Below are 17,236 nucleotides of genomic sequence, written 5' to 3'. Positions count from 1 at the left end.
CGTGGCTCTTCGGTGGAGGGCCACGCTACGGCCTGCCGGCCGGATTGTTGAGGGGGCGCCAGCTGGAGCCGACGGGATAGCGCGTCTGCCAGCCGGTGGAGGGGGCCTTCGGGCCGTGCAGTGAGGGACCCTGGGTCATTTCGAGGGCGAAGTCGTCGGCGAGTTCCAGGAGGGTGGCCCGGCCTTCGAGGTCGGCGAGCCAGGCGCCCGGGAGGGCGGTCTCGCCGTGCAGGGCGCCGAGCAGGGCTCCGCAGAGGGCGCCGGTGGCGGGGGAGTCGCCGTCGTGGTTGACGGCGAGGCGCAGGCCGTGCGGGACGTCTTCGGCGACGAGCGCGCAGTAGACGGCGACGGCGAGGGCCTGCTCCGCGGCGTGGCCTTCGCCGCCGCCCGGGGCGAGGGCGGCGACGGAGTCGGCGGAGGGCGGGCCTTGGGGGACGGCCGCGAGTGCTCGCTGGAGGGCGTCGGTGACGGCCTGGTGGCCCGGGCGGGCGCCGAGCAGGCCGAGGGTGCGCTGGACGGCCGCGTCGAGGGAGTCGCCGCGGGTCAGGCCGTGGACGATGACGGCGAAGGCGCCGGCCGTGAGGTACGCGGCGGGGTGGCCGTGGCTCTGCGCCGCGCACTCGGTGGAGAGCTGGAGGACCAGGCCGGGCTCCCAGCCGACCAGCAGGCCGAAGGGGGCGGAGCGGGCGGCGGCGGCCGCGTCGCGGGCGGTGGGGTTCTTCGGCTGGTCGAGGGTGCCGAGGACGTCGTCGGCGAAGCCGGTCAGGCAGGCGCGGGCGGGGCCGCGGCGGGCGTAGAGCCACTCCTGCTGTGCGAGCCAGCCGTTGTCCTTGCGGCGCTCGTCGGGGCCCCAGTCGTGCTGGGTGGCGGCCCAGCGCAGGTACGCGCGGTGGATGTCGGTCGGCGGGTGCCAGGCGCCGGTGTCCCGGCGTACGTGGGCGCGGATCAGCCCGTCGACGGTGAACAGGGTGAGCTGGGTGGCGGCGGTGACCGTGCCGCGGGGCCCGTGCGGGCCGGGGACGGGCCCGGTCAGGCCCTGCGGGCCGTGGGCTTCGCGGACGGCGTCGAGCGAGAGCCCGGCTGCGGGGGCCCCGAGGGCGTCGCCTGCGGCGGAGCCGAGGAGCGCCCCGCGGACGCGGCTGCGGAAGTCCTGCTGTTCGGTCCGGCCCCACAGACCGGCGAGGACTCCGGCCCGCCCTCCGAGCGTTGCGCCGGGAGCGCGGCCGTCGGGTGCTCCGGGGCCGCGTCCGACCCGTGCCGCGATCCCGGCCGCGGCCGCGGCTCCGCCCGCGATGCGGGGCGTGCCCACCGCCTCGGCTCCGCCTCCGGTCCCGGTGCCGGCCGGTATCGAGTGCTTCTCGGTCGTCGTGTCGTCCATCGCGATCCCCCTGCCCCGCCCCGGCGTGCTCTGGCGCGCACTGTAATGGACACGTCTGATCGAATCCGGAACCAGGTCGTCCAGCAAGCCGTTTGCGCGGGCGGAACGGCTGGATTCCGTGCCCGGGTTCCGCGACATCTCGTTCACATCCGGTCCGAAACGGCCAGTAGACGCCCAGGTGGCGCGCCTTGATCGACAGGTGGCACGTTTTGCCACTCGCCTTGGAGCCGGTCGGTTCAGGCCATGTCTCGTTCATGCAGAGTTCTCCGGCGGCCCACAGCCTCAAGGGCATGAAGAAGGCACTCCTCGCCGCGACCGCCGTCGCCTCCGCGCTCACCGCTTCCCTGGTCGCAGCCCCCGCCGCCACCGCCGCCTCGGCCTCCACCGGTTGGGAGCTCCCCTGGACCGGCCACCACCACAGCCGCACCTCAGTCCCCTTCACCGAGGCCACCGTCACCGCCGGCGGGGACGGCCGGTTCACACTGAAGTGGAACGCCCCGGGCACCAAGCGGGTCGAGATCAAGGCCAACGGCAAGGTCGTCGCCAAGGGGGGCGCCCAGGGCGCCGCCGTCGTGTCGGGGCTGCCCGCCGCCGACCGCCAGTGGTTCGACTTCAAGTCCGACCGCGGCGTGGGACTGCGCCTCGCCGACCGCCTGATCCGGCTCGAAGGAGCGGTCAACTTCCGCGACGCGGGCGGCTACCGCACCACCACCGGCCAGTGGGTGAAGATGGGTGAGGTCTACCGCTCCGACGCCCTCGACAAGCTGACCGCGGCCGACCTGGCCAAGCTCCAGCGCCTGCGCGTCAAGACCGTCTTCGACCTCCGCACGGAGAGCGAGCGCACCACCGGCCCCGACAGGGTCCCGGCCGGTGCCGCGTACACCGTCGCCGACGTCTTCGCGGGCTCCGGCTCCTTCCAGACCCTGCCGAAGTCCCCCGACGAGGCCGTCAAGGCCATGGTCGACGCCGAAAGGGCGATGGTCGCCGGCGAGGGCGGCAAGAAGGCGTACGGCTGGGTCTTCGAGGGCCTGGAGCGCGACCGCGACCGCGCCGTCCTCTTCCACTGCACCGCCGGCAAGGACCGTACGGGCTGGGCGAACGCCACCCTGCTGACCGCCCTCGGCGTGCCGAGCGACACCGTCATGGCCGACTACCTGGCCAGCAACGACTACCGCAAGGCCGCGAACGACGCCGTCCTGTCGCACCTGCCGGCCCAGCAGGCCGCCGTCTACAAGCCGATGCTCGACGTGCGCGCCGAGTACCTGAACTCCGGCTACGACGAGGTCGAGGCCAAGTACGGCACCTTCGACCGCTACCTGAGGGACGGGCTCGGCATCGACGCCCGCGAGCTCAAGCAGCTCAAGAAGGACCTCCTCGTCGGCTGACCGGGCGGTCGCACTGCGAGGAGGGCCCGGCCGGCATCGCCCCGGCCGGGCCGTCCGCGTTCCCGCGTTCCCGCGTTCCCTCTCAGTCCAGCACCGGCAGCAGCTCCGGAAGGTGCCCGTCCGAGGTGCGGGCCGCCTCCATGCGCTCCTGCGGCACCTCCCCGTACAGCGTCGTGCGGGCCTTCGCGGGCCGGCCCGCGGCCTCCGCGACCGCGATGAGGTCCCGTACGGACTTGTACGAGCCGTAACTCGATCCGGCCATCCGGGAGATGGTCTCCTCCATCAGGGTGCCGCCGAGGTCGTTGGCCCCCGACCGCAGCATCTCGGCCGCGCCCTCAGCGCCCAACTTCACCCAGCTCGTCTGGATGTTGGTGATGTGCGGGTGCAGCAGGATCCTGGCCATCGCCGTCACCGCGCGGTTGTCGCGGACCGTCGGACCGGGCCGGGCGATGCCCGCCAGGTACACCGGGGCGTTGGTGTGGATGAAGGGCAGCGTCACGAACTCCGTGAAGCCGCCCGTCCGCTCCTGGATCCGGGCGAGCGTGCGGAAGTGGCCGAGCCAGTGCCGCGGCTGGTCCACGTGCCCGTACATCATGGTCGACGAGGACCGGATGCCCAGCTCGTGCGCCGTCGTGACGACGTCGATCCAGTCCGCGGTCGGCAGCTTGCCCTTGGTCAGCACCCAGCGGACCTCGTCGTCCAGGATCTCCGCCGCCGTGCCCGGGATGGAGTCCAGCCCGGCCTCCTTGGCGGCCGTCAGCCACTCCCGTACGGACATGCCCGTCCGCGTGGCCCCGTTGACCACCTCCATCGGCGAGAACGCGTGCACGTGCATCCCCGGCACCCGCTTCTTCACCGCCCGCGCGATGTCGAAGTACGCCGTCCCCGGCAGGTCGGGGTGGATGCCGCCCTGCATGCACACCTCGACCGCGCCCACCTCCCACGCCTGCTGCGCCCGGTCGGCGACCTGGTCCAGCGACAGCGTGTACGCGTCGGCGTCCGTACGGCGCTGCGCGAACGCGCAGAAGCGGCAGCCGGTGTAGCAGACGTTCGTGAAGTTGATGTTCCGCGTGACGATGTACGTGACGTCGTCGCCCACCACCGACTTGCGCAGGTCGTCCGCGATCCGGCACAGGGCGTCCAGTGCCGGGCCGTCCGCGTGCAGCAGGGCGAGGGCCTGGTCGTCGGTCAGCTTCGTCGGATCGTCGGCGGCCTGCGCGAGCGCCGCCCGCACGTCGGTGTCGATGCGCTCGGGGACCATGCCGGGGGCCGCCGCCTCGCGCAGCGCCTCCCAGTCCCCGTAGACGTGGTCGAAGTCCTCGCGCCGGTCCGCGGAACGGCCCTCGGTGTCGATGGTGGCGTGCAGGTCGGTGCGCCCGTACGAGCCGAACCCCTCGTCGGGCTCCTGCCAGGGATGGCCGACGACCTCGGCGTCCGGGTTCGCGAGGCCGGTCTGCGGATCGGCCAGGGCCCGTACGTGCGGCAGCAGCCGCGGGTCCAGCCAGGGCTCGCCGCGCTGTACGAACTCCGGGTACACGCAGAGCCGCTCGCGCAGCTCGAAGCCGGCCGCCGCGGACTGCCCGGCCAGTGCGTCGATCTGCGGCCAGGGCCGCTCGGGGTTCACGTGGTCGGGGGTCAGCGGCGAGACGCCGCCCCAGTCGTCGATGCCGGCCCGGATCAGCCGCGCGTACTCCCCGTCGACCAGGTTGGGCGGCGCCTGCAGGCAGCCGGAGGGGCCCATGATGTGCCGGGCGACGGCGACCGTGGCGACGAGGTCGTCCAGCTCGGCGTCGGGCATGCCGCGCATCGCCGTGTCCGGCTTGGCGCGGAAGTTCTGGATGATCAGCTCCTGCACGCCGTGGTACGAGCGCGAGACGCGGCGCAGCGCGAACAGCGACTCCGCGCGCTCCTCGTACGTCTCCCCGATCCCGATGAGCAGCCCGGAGGTGAAGGGCACGGAGGACCGTCCGGCGTCCTCCAGCACCCGCAGGCGTACGGCCGGCTCCTTGTCGGGGGAGCCGAAGTGCGGGCCGTCGGGCTCGGACCACAGGCGCGTGGCCGTGGTCTCCAGCATCATCCCCATCGAGGGGGCGACGGGCTTGAGCCGTTGGAAGTCGGCCCACGACATCACGCCCGGGTTCAGGTGGGGCAGCAGCCCCGTCTCCTCCAGGATGAGGATGGAGACGGCCCGCACGTAGGAGATGGTGTCGCTGTACCCCTGCGCCTCAAGCCACTCCCGCGCCTCGGGCCAGCGCTCCTCGGGCTTGTCGCCGAGCGTGATGAGCGCTTCCTTGCAGCCCAGCGCGGCGCCCCGGCGGGCGATGTCGAGCACCTCGTCGGGCGACATGTACATCCCGTGGCCGGCCCGGCGGAGCTTGCCGGGGACGGTCGCGAAGGTGCAGTAGTGGCATTTGTCTCGGCACAGACGGGTCAGCGGGATGAACACGCTCTTCGAGTACGTGATGACGCCGGGCCGCCCGGCGGCCGCGAGGCCGGCGTCGCGGACCCGGGCGGCGGAGGCGGCGAGGTCTTCGAGGTCCTCGCCGCGCGCCTGGAGGAGCACGGCCGCCTCGGTGGCGTCGAGGGCGACGCCGTCGCGGGCCCGGCGGAGCGCCCTGCGCATCGCGTTGTCGGTCGGAGTCATGCGGTGAGCATACGATCCGACGCCAGGCCGCCGAGGGGGCTGCGATCCGTCATCTCATCAGCTCACCGGCGTTGACCAGCAGGGACTGGCCGGTTATCGCCCGTGCCCGGTCGGAGGCGAGGAATACGGCGGCGTCGGCGACGTCCCCGTCGGTGGCCAGGTCGGGCAGCGCCATCCGGTCGGTCAGCCGCTGGTGCACCTCGGCCTCGGGAACCCCCTCGGTGTGTGCGGTGAAGGTGACGAACGCCTGCACGGGCGGCCCCCACATCCACCCCGGCAGCACCGTGTTGACCCGGATCCGGTGCGGCCCGAGCTCACGGGCCATGGAGTACATGGCGGAGGTCAGGGCCCCCTTGGAGGCGGCGTAGGCCGCCTGCTGCACTTCGTTGGGTGCGGCCACGGCGGACTGCGTCCCCACGATGACCACGGAGCCGCCCCGCGCCTTGAGCGCGGGCAGGCAGGCCCGGGTCATCCGCAGCGTCCCCAGCAGGTTGACGTCGATGATCTGCGACCAGGTCCCGAAGTCGGCGTCTTCGAGCCCCCCGAAGTACGAGTCCCAGGCGGCCACGTGCACGACGGCGTCGATCCCCCCGAACCGCTCCTGGGCGAGGGAGGCGAGCGCCGCGCACTGCCCCTCGTCGCGGATGTCGGTCGGCAGGTGGGCCGTGTGCGTCCCGTCGGGGTCGATCTCGGCGGCCGACTTGGCGAGATTGGCCTCGGTCCGTGCCCCGAGCACGGCGTTCCCGCCGTCCCGTACGACGGCGGCGGCGACCTGGTGCCCCAGACCGGCCCCGACGCCCGAGACGATGACGGTCTTCCCTTGCAGCAGCATGTGCGTGCCTCCTGGCGCGGGTCCATCTGACGGTCCGTCAGGCTAGGGCTTCGGCCGGGGGTTGGGAAGGGGCGCGGCCCCCTGCCGGCCCGCCCGCCGGGCCCGCCTACCCCGCCCCCGTCACTCCCGCCAGCCGCTCCAGGCCCACCCCGATCTCCTCCGGCGTGTGCGTCGTGAACGACAGCCGCAGGGTGCGCGGATCCGGGGTCCCCGTGTGGAACGGCGCCCCCGGGACGAAGGCCACCCCGCGCGCGATCGCGGCCCGCAGCAGGCCCGTCGCGTCGTACCCCGCCGGCAGCCGGGCCCACACGAACATCCCGCCCTCCGGCCGTTTCCAGGCCGAGCCCGCCGGCAGGGCCGCGCCCAGCCCCGCGAGCAGGGCGTCGCGCCGGTCCCGGTAGGCCGCGCGCACCGCGCCGATGTGCGCGTCGAGGTCCGAGGTCCGCAGGTAATGGGCCGCCGCCAGCTGGTCCACGGTCGAGGTGTGCAGGTCCGCCGCCTGCTTCGTCACCACCGCCGCCCGACGCAGCGCCTCCGGTGCGCGCAGCCACCCCAGCCGCAGCCCCGGGGCCATGACCTTCGAGAAGCTCCCGAGCAGTGCCGTACGGTCCTGCGCCCCCGGGTACGCCGCGAGCCACGGCACCTCGGCCCCCTCGAACCGGAGCTCCCCGTACGGGTCGTCCTCCACCAGCCACAGGCCGCGCCGTGCCGCGATCTCCGCCACCGCAGCCCGCCGGGCGCCCGGCAGGGTGCGCCCCGTGGGGTTCTGGAACGTGGGCACCGAGTAGAGGACCTTGGGCCGCTCCCGGGCCACGATCTCCTCCAGGGCGTCGGGCAGGATGCCCTCCCCGTCGCAGGGCACGGGTATGACCCGCGCCCCGGCCAGCGCGAAGCACTGGAGCGCCGCCAGGTACGTGGGGTTCTCGACGAGGACGGCGTCGCCCGGTTCCACCAGCGTCGAGGTGATCAGGGCGAGGGCCTGCTGGGACCCCGTGGTGACCACCAGGTCCTGCGCGGAGGTCTCCAGCCCCCGGGCCGTCACCCGCGCGGCCACCGCCTCGCGCAGCTCCGGCGCGCCCTCGGTCGTCGAGTACTGGAGCGCCCGGCCGGCGGATTCCGCGAACGCGGCGTCGTACGAGGCCCGCAGTCCCTGCGTGTCGAAGAGCTCGGGCGCGGGCAGGCCGCCGGCGAAGGAGATCACCCCCGGGCGGGCGGTGAGCGCGAGGATCTCGCGGATGGGGGACCCGGCGACGGCGGTGGCGCGGGCGGCGAACGCGGGCGGCGGCGCGGCGGGCGGAGCGGTGGGGGAGGACGCGGGAGACGGCACGGGGGCTCCTAGGGGGAGGCGGGTGCGCGCATCCTAGCCACGTAAAGATGCATACGGCACCTATATGTCAAGGGGTGGAACGCCGCACACCCCCTCGCCATCTGACGTCTCATCAGCTAGACCGTTCGGCATGACGACGGAACACCAGAGCCGAGACACCCGCCCCGAGACCTATGCCGACCTGGCGGCGGTGGGCCCGTACGGCGTCCGCCCCGGCCATGCGCTGATCACCATGGTCGAACCGCGCCCGGGCCACGAGTACGCGTACAACCGCTGGTACGAGGACGACCACTACTACGCCGGCGCGATGGCCATGCCCTGGATGTACGCGGGCCGACGCTGGGTCGCCACCCGCGACCTCCAGGAGCTGCGCTACCCCGAGAAATCGGCCGTCGCCCAGCCCGTCACGGCAGGGTGCTACCTCTCCACGTACTGGGTCACCGAGGGCCGCTACGACGAGCACATGAAGTGGACGGTCGCCATCAACAAGCGGCTGGGTCGCGACGGCCGCGTCTATCAGGACCGCACCCACGTCTTCACGGCCTTCCAGGACCACGAGGCCACGGTCTACCGCGACGGGGCGGCGGGCCCGCGCGACTTCCACGCCCTCGACCATCCGTACGCCGGTCTGGTCCTCCAGGTCGTCGACGCCGACGGCCCCGAGCAGCGGGCGGAGCTGCTGGAGTGGCTGCGCTCGCGCGCCCTGCCGAAGCGGCTGCACGGCTCGCCGGCCGCGATGGTGACGGTCTTCCGGCCGACCCCGCTGCCCGGCGACCGGATGACGTACGTCAAGCAGGTCGAGGGGGTCGACACCCGGTTGACGCTGCTGTGGTTCCTGGAGGCGGATCCGCGTACCTGCTGGGACCGGTTCCAGGGCCTGGACGTCGAGGTCGCCGAGGCCGGAGTGGGACGGGTGGAGCTGGTGGCGCCGTTCATCCCGACGGTTCCGGGAACGGACCGGTACGTGGGGGAGCTCCGCTAGGGAGCGGCCGGGGCGGTCGGAATCCGGCCCCGGACATGGCCGAGCCCCCTCGGCCGGGACGGCGGGCCAGTCGAGAGGGCTTCAGTCAGTGGTGCGGGTGATGCGGTCGTGGCGCGTGATGCAGAGGAGGGATCGGCGGGGTGGTACGCCGTGACGTTCAGACGAGGCGTCCCAGCCGGCCCTCGGTGACGTCGGCGACGAACGAGGTCCAGGAACCCGGCGCGAAGGTGAGGGACGGCCCGTCCTGCACCTTGGAGTCGCGGACCGCGATGGCCTCCACGACGGGGGACTTGACCTCGACGCACGCGCCGTTTCCGCCGGAGTAGGAGGACTTGATCCAGTTGTCCGTGGCGCCCTGACGAATAGCCATGTTTCTCTCCGGTTCAGCGAGTTGTGCCAGTGAGGTGTCGGCCATTTCGCTTCTCTGACCGACGTGATCGACGCTACCGGCACCTTCCGACGGGCGAAGGGGTCATTCACCCGACCGAGTGGCATATTCCATTCAGGACTTCTGTGGCTGGGGAGTGACGGTGTACCGTACCGGCCCCCCTCGCCACCTGCCCGGTTTTCTCCCCCTTTTACCTACTTCCCTTGCCGGCGTACTGGTCGATGATCTCCGCGATGAACTGGCGCGTCTGCTCCACGTTGAGGGCCTGCGCGCGCAGGTGCTCGTACATCACGCTGTACTTCTGAACGTCGTTCGCCTTCTCCAGGTACAGATCGCTCGTCACGCCCTCGATGTAGACCACCGTCGAGTCCGACGCGTCGGGGAATTCGAGGATCGCGTACTGGCCGTTCACGCCGGGGTGCGCGCCCATCGAGAACGGCATCACCTGCACGGTGATGTACGGCTGTTCGGACTGCTGTATCAGGTACTCAAGCTGCTTGATCATCAGCTGCGGGTCGCCCACGTGCCGGCGCAGCGCGGCCTCGTCGATGACCGCCCACAGCCGCAACGGCCCGACTTCCGGATTGTTGTTGTCCGTTTCGGAGAGCCGTTTCTGCCGGTGCATGCGCACCTGGACGCGCTTCTCGACATCGGCCGGAGCGGTCTCGGGCAGCGCGCCGCGGATGAGCGCCTGGGCGTACTCCGGGGTCTGGAGCAGGCCGGGCACCATCTGGGGTTCGTAGGTGCGCAGGCTGGCGGCATCGGTTTCGAGGCCGATGTACACGCTGTACGGGATGTCGCCGAAGGCGTGCCACCAGCCCTGCTGGCGGGAGTCCTTGGCCATCTGCATGAGGGAGTCGACGAGCCGGCGGTCCTCGACCTCGTACACGTCGCACAGGTCGCGGACGTCGCGCTGGCTGATGGAACGGCGGCCGTTCTCCAGCCTGCTGATCTTCGACTGGGAGACGAGCAGGCGTTCGGCGACCTGCTCGGCCGTCATGCCCTTGTCCTCGCGGAGCTTGCGCAACTCCATGCCCAGTCGGCGGCGTCGGACGGTGGGGTTGACATTGGACGCCACTTGAACGGCACCTCCGCCTTCTTCTGGTTCTGTCTCTCTGCGTGTCTGATGGTGAGCAGACTGCCACCGAAGGGCGGGGCGGCGCCGGAGAACGGCCCGGAAATGCAGACGCGCGGGATGGCGGGGCCGGCGGACCGGCCCCGCCATCCCGCGCGCTGGCGGCTCCCGAACCGGGTCATCGGGGATGCCGGTTGCGGCCATGGCGGTTCGGTGGAGCGGTGAATCGGTAAAGCCGTTGATCAGTGCGCGGCCACACCGGCGCGGGCCATCGCGCCCGTCCGGCGCGCCTGCATCGGTACGCCGTTCGCCGTGGCCCGGGCGGCCGGCGGGGCCGCCGGTGCACGGTCACGGCGCGGCTGAGCAGCCACACCGTTCTGGACGTCCATGACGGCGTGCGCCACGAGACCGCCCATCGGGTCGTGCCGGATCAGGTCCCGCAGCCGGGACCTGGACGACCGCCCCTCGTTGCCGGGGTACAGGTGCTTGCCGAGTCCGACCGCGTGGGCCAGTGCGGCGAGCGCCGCGGTCCGCGGGTCCGGCGGTACGCCGGTGCGGATCGCACTGTCGAGCCGGGCACGGATCTCCCGGCTGATCGCCGTGTCGGTCGCCTGGTAGCGAGTCGTCGGCAGCACTCCGCACATCTGGCCCGCGACGGCATGGACCATGCCGCAGCGCTCCAGATGAGCGAGGTAAATCTGGCGGAGCCCCAGCCGGGGTCCGCCGATCCAGTGGACGGCCCGTACCGGGCTGCCGCGCCTGCGCAGCAGTTCCAGTGCGGAGTCCAGGGTCGGATCTCCTGTCGGCCGTGGCATCACCACGGCGATACGATCCCCGTCAGGGGCTATCCGTCCTGCCAGAGCCAGCTCTACTAGCTGTGCCCCGGCCAGGCCGAGGTCGAGCGACTGCGGCTGCGCCGTGGTACCCGTGGTCGGGTCCAAAGCGAGCAGCAGAAGCTCCTCCGGAATTGTTCTGCGGCTCCTGCCCATCCATGCCTCCCCGCGTGGATGAGTGACAGGGTGACGCCTCTCACATTCATCTGTCGAGAGCGCCTGGTCGCTTTGTGGGGGAACTGGCAGCTATGTCGTTCTCGTCTAGCACGGGGGCGATGCCCCCTAGACGGGACACTGTTAGACATTCGGACAGCCGAACGTGGTGGCGATCGAGGAGGAACTGGTGGCGGGCGAGTCCCCCGACAAGTCGGTTGATGAAGGAGCGTCGGGGGCGGCGATGTCCTCCGCGGAGCGTGACCCGAGGCTGTCGGTGTTCCGGCCGCGGGAACCCGAGTCCGAGACCTCCGCCGCCGCCTCGGCCGAGGGCCGGGATCCGCTGCGCGAGGCGGTGGCGGCATGGGTGGCCGGGACCGAGGACGAGACCGGGTCCTCCGGACGGGTGGACTCGGACCCGGCACCGGCCGACAGCGAGCGCACGGCGGTCTTCCGCGCCCCGAAGCCGGCGGAGTCGAAGCCGGACGCCGAGTCGAAGCGGGCCGAGTCGAAGCCGGACGCCGAGTCGAAGTCGGACGCGTCGAACCCGGACGCCGGGGAGCCGGAGTCGGCTGCGGCCTCGGCCGGGGCCGGTACGGACACCCCGGCGCCGGCAGCCGCTCCGAAGGCGGGCTCGGCTGCGGCCCCCGCCGAGGACGCCGCGGCCGGGACCCCGGCCGGGGATCCGTCGCGCGACAGCGAGCGCACCGCGGTGTTCCGGGCCGTGCGGCCCGGGGCGGGTACGGATGCCCCGGCGCGCGCCGCCGGGAAGCCGGCCGGCCCCGAGCGCGGCCCCGCAGCAGGTTCCGCTTCGGGACCCGCCACCGACGACGCCCCTGCCGGGGGTTCCGGTTCCGGTGCCGCTGCGGCCGACGCCGGTCGCCCGGCCGGGAGGCCGGATCCGGCCTCCTCCGCCAAGAACTCCGGCGCGGACGGGCCGGCCGCCGCCGATGCGCCGGCCAAGTCGTCGCCGGCGCGCGCCAGTGAGCGCACCGCCGTCTTCCGAGCCGTACGGCCGGGTGCGGCGCCGGGCGGCCCGGATGCCGCCGCCACAGGTTCCGCTTCCAGTACCGGTTCCGGTGCCGGGTCGGCCGCTGCGAAGCCTGCTGGACCTGATGTCCCTGCGGGGAAGCCGGATCGGGCTTCCGCCGCCAAGCCGGCCGGAACCGCCCGACCGGATTCCGGTTCGGCGTCGGGCGCCGACAAGCCGGCCGCCGGCGAGGGACCGGCGGAAAGGCCGGGCCCGGCTTCGGGTTCCACTTCTGCTTCCGCTTCCGCGCGCAAGCCCGCGGGCGCCGCGTCCACGGACTCCGGTTCGGCGGCCGCCCCCGAGGCCTCCGGCAAGGCGTCGGCGGAGGACAGCGAGCGCACCGCCGTGTTCCGGGCCGTGAAGCCGGGTTCGGCTCCCGCCAAGGGCGGTTCGGGCTCCGAGGCCGCGGGTTCCGGTTCGCCGTCCGCAGCCGAGGCCTCCGGCAAGGCGTCGGCGGAGGACAGCGAGCGCACCGCCGTGTTCCGGGCTCCGAAGGTGGACTCCCAGTCCGGGTCCGGGTCCGGGTCAGCGTCCGCATCCGGGTCCGCATCCGGGTCCGCGTCCGCGTCCGGCCCCGGCGGCGCGGGCAAGGGCTCCGACGAGGCTGCGGACAGCGAGCGCACCGCCGTGTTCCGGGCCGTGAAGCCGGACGCCAAGGGCTCCGCACCGGCTCCGCAGAAGCCCGCGGGCTCCCGGCCCGTGCCGCCGAAGGCGGTCGGCGGGGAGCGGGCCAGCACGTACGTGCCGCTGCGCAAGGACGACGTCCCGGCTCCGAAGCCGGCGCCGGCGGCCCCCGCGGCAGCGGCTCCGGCCCCCGCCGCGGCCCCCGCCCCCGTACCCGAGCGGACCGAGCGGACCACGCAGCAGCCGCTGCCGCCCAAGCCGCCGCTCGACATGCTCGCGGACCTGACCAACAACCCGCCCCCGCCGCCGAGCCCCCTGCGCACGGCCGTCCGGCGGTTCAAGATCTACGCCCCGCTCGTCGCGCTCCTCGCGATCGTCCTGGCCGTCGTCCAGCTCGTGCGCCCCATGCCCGAGCCGAAGCTCACGATGACCGCGAAGTCCTCGTACACCTTCGACGGCGGAAACCCGGTCCTGCCCTGGCCGAAGGAGGGCCAGGCCTACATGGCCGCCGCCGGCCTCGGCACCGTCGGCAGCTTCGGCGAGCAGAAGCCGATCGCCATCGGCAGCGTCGCCAAGACGATGACGGCGTACGTGATCCTGAAGAACCACCCCCTCAAGAAGGGGGAGAAGGGTCCGATGATCGACGTCGACAAGACGGCGGTCGACGACGGCAACAAGGACTCCGAGGGCGAGTCCACGGTCAACACCCTCAAGGCGGGCGACAAGGTCTCGGAGTACGACGCCCTCGCCGCGATCATGATCCCGTCGGCCAACAACATCGCGCGCCTGCTCGCGCGCTGGGACGCCGGCGGCGACCAGGAGGCGTTCGTCAAGAAGATGAACGACGCCGCCAAGGAACTCGGCATGGCCAACACCACGTACACGGACCCCTCGGGTCTGGACGCGACGACGGTCAGCACCGCCGAGGACCAGGTCAAGCTCGGTCTCAAGATCGTGGAGATGCCGGAGCTGATCGCGATCACCAAGCTGCCGGACTGGACCGACCCGTCCGGCAAGAAGTGGCGCAACTACAACACCCTCATCCCGTTCAACGGCGCGCTCGGCATCAAGACCGGCTCCACCACCAAGGCCGGCGGCAACCTGCTCTTCGCCGCCGAGAAGACGGTCGGCAAGACCAACCAGCTGATCGTCGGCGCGGTGCTCGGCCAGCACGGCGTGCCCATCCTCGACACCGCCATCGCGTCCAGCAAGCAGGTCATGCTGGCCACGCAGAAGATGCTGGTGAACGCGCCCGTCGTGAAGAAGGGCGACGTCGTCGGCTACGTGGACGACGGTCTCGGCGGCCACACCCCGGTCGTCGCGACCGCCGACGTGGAAGCGGTCGGCTGGCCGTCGCTCACCGTCACCGTCAAGCTCACCGCCGGGGACGGCAAACTCCCGCAGACCGCCAAGGCGGGCACCGAGGTCGGCGTGCTGACCGTCGGCGAAGGGGCCAGCCAGGTGAAGGTGCCGGTGGCGCTGCGGAGCGACCTCGCCGCGCCGGGCATCGGCAGCAAACTGACCCGTGTCGGCTGATCGCCCCCGCAAACGGTGAAGTGGTGACGTGACCGCTCGCCGCGACACCGCGTGATTCCGGCGCCCCGGGCAACCCCGGGGCGCCGCCGCGCGTCTAGCGACCGGGAACGGTACGCAGAAGTTCGATCGATGCTCCGGTGAACCCGGGGAGTCCGGGGAATCCGGGGAGTAGTGCAGTGACCACCGCTGAGCAGCAGGGCCAGGGCGACCGGGGTGCACCGGCGGCCGCCGGCGGATCCGGTGCGTCCGGCGTCGGCGACGTGCCCGAGGCCGCACCCGGCGGCATAGGGGCCGCCGCCACCGCCGCCGCTACGGCCTCCCCGGCTCCCGTCGCCCCCGTCGCCTCCCGCGCGCTCGGCCGGCTGCGTCGCCACCCGGTGCTCGTCGCCACCGCCGTGGCGGCCCTCCTGCACGTGATCTGGTTCTTCAGCTTCGCCAACAGCGGCGGCGACCTGGCGGCGCAGGACGCCTGGGCCGAGTTCGTCGGCCGCCATCCGGACTCGGCGTACAACCTCGCCTGGTACGGCGGCATGCACCCCGTCTCGTACAGCGTGGTGTCCCCGTACGTGATGTACATGATCGGCGTGCGGACCACGATGATGGCCGCCGGTACGGTCTCGGCCGGACTGCTCGCGCTGATCCTGACCCGCTGCCGGGGCACCGTCCGCGAGCCGCTGTGGCCTGCTCTGGCCGGGGTCTACGGGCTGCTGTGCAACGCCCTGTCCGGCCGCGTCACCTTCGGGCTCGGCGCGATGTTCGCGCTCGGAGCCGTCGCGGCCGTCTTCTGCTGGCCCCGCAAATGGGCGGAGCGGCGCTGGGCCAAGGCGGCCGTGGCGGCGCCGCTGGCTGGGCTCGCGACCGCCTCCAGCCCGGTCGCGGGGCTCTTCCTCGGGGTGATCGCGGCCGCGCTGTTCCTGAGCGGGCGGCGCCCGGGGGCGTACGCGCTCGGCCTCGCCCCGGTGGCGGTCGTCGGGCTGTCGGCCTGGCTGTTCCCGTTCTCGGGGACGCAGCCGATGAAGCTGGGCTCGGCCGCGCCGCCGTTCCTCTTCGGGCTGGCGATCCTGTTCCTCGTACCGAAGCGGTGGAAGACCGTCCGGATCGCCTCCGCCGTGTACGCCTTCGGGGTCCTGCTGACCTGGGCGATCGACTCGCAGGTCGGCTCGAACGTCACCCGGCTGGTCATGCTGTTCGGCGGGGCCGTGCTGCTGGCGGCCCTCCCGTACGCGGTCCCGCGCAGCCGGCACTGGTACGCGGTGCTGTTCGCGTTCATCGGGATCAACGTCTGGATCACCGCCAACAGCATCACGGACATCGTCCGCACCACCCCGGTGGCCGCCTGGAACCGGGAGCTGGCCCCGCTGGTCGATCAGCTGAAGAAGGCGGGCGCCGAGCGCGGCCGGGTCGAGGTGGTCCCGGCCAGCAGCCACCGCGAGTCCTCCGCCTTCCCCGCGTACGTCAACCTCGCGCGGGGCTGGAACCGGCAGGCGGACCTGGAGCGGAACCCGCTCTTCTACGACGACACCCTCACGGCCGTGAGCTACCGGGAGTGGCTGGACCGCTGGGCCGTGCACTACGTGGTGCTGTCGGCCGACAAACCCGACTCGGGCGGGGAGGACGAGGCGAAGCTGGTGAGCGAGGGTCTCCCGTACCTCCAGCAGGTGTGGGGCGACCGGAACTGGCGGCTGTTCAAGGTCGACGCGCCGACGGACCTGGTGTCCGGGCCGGCCACGGTGGTGCGGGCGGGCGCGGACCAGCTGGTCGTGGACGTGAAGGCGGCCGGGCGGGTGCTCGTACGGATCCCGCACTCGCCGTGGCTGGGCCTGGTGGACGGGGCGGGCAAGCCGGTGCCGCCGCCGCAGGAGACGTTCGCGTCGAAGGCGCGCGGCGGGGGCGGGGGCGGCGGCTCGGGCACGCTGCCGAAGGAGTACGCGAACACGGCGGGGTGCCTGTTCAAGGCGGCTCCGGACACGGCGGGCGACGTGTGGACGGAGCTGCTGGCGCCGGGGCCGGGCGTGTACCGGGTGGCGGCGAAGTACCAGCTGCCGCGGGGGACGCCGTGCCCGGAGGAGCTGACCCGGTGGCTGGCGGGGCCGCTGGAGCGCCCGGCTCCACCGAGTCCTTGATCGGGAGTTTTTACGGTCGGTCCGGGTGCGTTGCTCCGCATATCTGCATACGATCCGAATAGTCCGATTGGGTGCTTCCCGAGGGAGTTGACGACGGGATGAGCAAAGCGCAGCAGAGGCAGGATTTCCGAGAGGCCTTCCAGGCCCAGGAGCCGGATCGGCCGCCGCGCCCGGCAGGCCACGGCTTCGACGGTCTCGTGCGGAGCAAGGTCAAGGGCGGAGCGCACACGAAGGCGGCCCTGAAGCGGGCCGGCACCCCGCAGGGTGACCGCATCGGCGAACGCAGCAGAGGCCTGAGCTGATCCCACGACCCACGACCCACGACACGCATCGCATCGCCAGCCCTCGCGGTTTCGGCCGGGAGGGCTGGCGCATGTCCCCACCAGGGACTTCGGACAACCGTTGCATTGCCGACGGATGACCAAAACGCGACCCTCGTAACGTCGGGTTGGTCGACGGGCCGAACCGCAGAGAAGCGGGCCCCCGGCGCCGGGCACCCGCCCGGCGACCCTTCCCCGCCCGGAGAACCCCATGCCCAGCACCCCCGTGCCCCGCACGCGCCGCACCCGCCGGGCGATCGCGACGACGACCCTGACGCTGTCCGTCACGTGCGTCCTGGCCGCCTGCGGCAGCGGCGGCGGCTCCAAGCTCCCGCCGGACCCCAAGGTCGGCAATGCGTCCGCGGCGGCCCCGGTGGCCGACACGAAACGGCCCTCCCACCGTCGAAGCCGACCGGCCTGAAGATCGACGCGGCGGGCGTGGACGCGAAGAAGACGGTCGACCTCGAGGTGGACGCCGCCACCGGCGAGCTCGGCGTCCCCGACGCCGACCCGGACGCGGACAACCCCGGGCCGGTGGACCGGGGGTGCCACCCCGGCGGCCACCGCACCGACAACGTCATCTTCTACGCCGACCTCGTGGCCTGA

At 72.7% G+C, this 17,236-nt stretch carries 14 protein-coding genes; 7 read left to right on the top strand and 7 right to left on the bottom strand.

Annotation, left to right across the window (positions count from 1 at the left end):
- Positions 1-25: 25 nt before the first annotated feature.
- Positions 26-1,378 (bottom strand): ADP-ribosylglycohydrolase family protein, encoded by a 1,353-nt coding sequence (locus tag ACIBAD_RS35055; protein ID WP_398910911.1) that lies wholly within the window; start codon positions 1,376-1,378, stop codon positions 26-28.
- A 290-nt stretch (positions 1,379-1,668) separates the two neighbouring features.
- Between ACIBAD_RS35055 and ACIBAD_RS35050 the strand changes: the two genes are divergently transcribed.
- The gene (locus ACIBAD_RS35050) at positions 1,669-2,763 is read left to right on the top strand and encodes a tyrosine-protein phosphatase (protein WP_398910909.1); all 1,095 of its coding nucleotides are present in this window, start codon (positions 1,669-1,671) and stop codon (positions 2,761-2,763) included.
- An 82-nt stretch (positions 2,764-2,845) separates the two neighbouring features.
- Here ACIBAD_RS35050 and ACIBAD_RS35045 read toward each other — a convergent pair whose 3' ends face one another.
- The 3 genes from ACIBAD_RS35045 to ACIBAD_RS35035 all read right to left on the bottom strand — a co-directional run bounded on the left by ACIBAD_RS35045 (position 2,846) and on the right by ACIBAD_RS35035 (position 7,566).
- Positions 2,846-5,407 carry a bifunctional FO biosynthesis protein CofGH gene (locus tag ACIBAD_RS35045; RefSeq protein WP_398910908.1) on the bottom strand — a complete coding sequence of 854 codons (2,562 nt, stop codon included), beginning with the start codon at positions 5,405-5,407 and terminating at the stop codon, positions 2,846-2,848.
- A 49-nt stretch (positions 5,408-5,456) separates the two neighbouring features.
- Positions 5,457-6,239, bottom strand: coding sequence for an SDR family oxidoreductase (locus ACIBAD_RS35040; RefSeq protein ID WP_398910906.1), 783 nt, complete (start codon positions 6,237-6,239; stop codon positions 5,457-5,459).
- 106 nt (positions 6,240-6,345) lie between these two features.
- Positions 6,346-7,566: a PLP-dependent aminotransferase family protein gene (locus ACIBAD_RS35035; protein ID WP_398910904.1), complete on the bottom strand. Its 1,221-nt coding sequence runs from the start codon at positions 7,564-7,566 to the stop codon at positions 6,346-6,348.
- A gap of 130 nt (positions 7,567-7,696) precedes the next feature.
- On the opposite strand from ACIBAD_RS35035, the gene ACIBAD_RS35030 reads away from it, so the two are divergent.
- The gene (locus ACIBAD_RS35030) at positions 7,697-8,548 is read left to right on the top strand and encodes a hypothetical protein (RefSeq protein WP_134073577.1); all 852 of its coding nucleotides are present in this window, start codon (positions 7,697-7,699) and stop codon (positions 8,546-8,548) included.
- Between the two features lie 157 nt (positions 8,549-8,705).
- On the opposite strand, the gene ACIBAD_RS35025 is transcribed toward ACIBAD_RS35030, so the two are convergent.
- From ACIBAD_RS35025 to ACIBAD_RS35015, 3 genes are all read right to left on the bottom strand, one after another.
- The gene (locus tag ACIBAD_RS35025; RefSeq protein ID WP_030156708.1) at positions 8,706-8,918 is read right to left on the bottom strand and encodes a DUF397 domain-containing protein; all 213 of its coding nucleotides are present in this window, start codon (positions 8,916-8,918) and stop codon (positions 8,706-8,708) included.
- A 208-nt stretch (positions 8,919-9,126) separates the two neighbouring features.
- Positions 9,127-10,014 carry a Scr1 family TA system antitoxin-like transcriptional regulator gene (locus ACIBAD_RS35020; protein ID WP_134073579.1) on the bottom strand — a complete coding sequence of 296 codons (888 nt, stop codon included), beginning with the start codon at positions 10,012-10,014 and terminating at the stop codon, positions 9,127-9,129.
- A 239-nt stretch (positions 10,015-10,253) separates the two neighbouring features.
- Positions 10,254-11,000: a GPP34 family phosphoprotein gene (locus ACIBAD_RS35015; protein WP_030156705.1), complete on the bottom strand. Its 747-nt coding sequence runs from the start codon at positions 10,998-11,000 to the stop codon at positions 10,254-10,256.
- A gap of 163 nt (positions 11,001-11,163) precedes the next feature.
- On the opposite strand from ACIBAD_RS35015, the gene ACIBAD_RS35010 reads away from it, so the two are divergent.
- From ACIBAD_RS35010 to ACIBAD_RS34990, 5 genes are all read left to right on the top strand, one after another.
- The gene (locus tag ACIBAD_RS35010) at positions 11,164-14,187 is read left to right on the top strand and encodes a hypothetical protein (protein ID WP_398910901.1); all 3,024 of its coding nucleotides are present in this window, start codon (positions 11,164-11,166) and stop codon (positions 14,185-14,187) included.
- 176 nt (positions 14,188-14,363) lie between these two features.
- Positions 14,364-16,310 (top strand): MFS transporter, encoded by a 1,947-nt coding sequence (locus ACIBAD_RS35005; protein WP_398910900.1) that lies wholly within the window; start codon positions 14,364-14,366, stop codon positions 16,308-16,310.
- A gap of 98 nt (positions 16,311-16,408) precedes the next feature.
- The gene (locus ACIBAD_RS35000; RefSeq protein ID WP_398910898.1) at positions 16,409-16,612 is read left to right on the top strand and encodes a hypothetical protein; all 204 of its coding nucleotides are present in this window, start codon (positions 16,409-16,411) and stop codon (positions 16,610-16,612) included.
- A 229-nt stretch (positions 16,613-16,841) separates the two neighbouring features.
- Entirely contained in the window at positions 16,842-17,051 is a 210-nt protein-coding gene (locus tag ACIBAD_RS34995) for a hypothetical protein (RefSeq protein ID WP_398910896.1), read from the top strand.
- Positions 17,052-17,068: 17 nt separating this feature from the next.
- On the top strand, positions 17,069-17,236 hold the full coding sequence (locus tag ACIBAD_RS34990; RefSeq protein WP_398910894.1) for a hypothetical protein: 168 nt from the start codon (positions 17,069-17,071) through the stop codon (positions 17,234-17,236).

The sequence above is a fragment of the Streptomyces sp. NPDC051109 genome, from assembly GCF_044455885.1.
Lineage (GTDB): Bacteria > Actinomycetota > Actinomycetes > Streptomycetales > Streptomycetaceae > Streptomyces.
The sequence above is the reverse complement of the archived record's forward strand: the minus strand, read 5'-3'. Positions and strand labels throughout refer to the sequence as shown.

Coding starts and splice junctions, on each gene's coding strand:
- ACIBAD_RS34995 (WP_398910896.1), top strand. CDS start 16,842: ATGCCCAGCACCCCCGTGCCCCGCACGCGCCGCACCCGCCGGGCGATC.
- ACIBAD_RS35055 (WP_398910911.1), bottom strand. CDS start 1,378: ATGGACGACACGACGACCGAGAAGCACTCGATACCGGCCGGCACCGGG.
- ACIBAD_RS35030 (WP_134073577.1), top strand. CDS start 7,697: ATGACGACGGAACACCAGAGCCGAGACACCCGCCCCGAGACCTATGCC.
- ACIBAD_RS35050 (WP_398910909.1), top strand. CDS start 1,669: ATGAAGAAGGCACTCCTCGCCGCGACCGCCGTCGCCTCCGCGCTCACC.
- ACIBAD_RS35025 (WP_030156708.1), bottom strand. CDS start 8,918: ATGGCTATTCGTCAGGGCGCCACGGACAACTGGATCAAGTCCTCCTAC.
- ACIBAD_RS35015 (WP_030156705.1), bottom strand. CDS start 11,000: ATGGGCAGGAGCCGCAGAACAATTCCGGAGGAGCTTCTGCTGCTCGCT.
- ACIBAD_RS35045 (WP_398910908.1), bottom strand. CDS start 5,407: ATGACTCCGACCGACAACGCGATGCGCAGGGCGCTCCGCCGGGCCCGC.
- ACIBAD_RS35040 (WP_398910906.1), bottom strand. CDS start 6,239: ATGCTGCTGCAAGGGAAGACCGTCATCGTCTCGGGCGTCGGGGCCGGT.
- ACIBAD_RS35000 (WP_398910898.1), top strand. CDS start 16,409: ATGAGCAAAGCGCAGCAGAGGCAGGATTTCCGAGAGGCCTTCCAGGCC.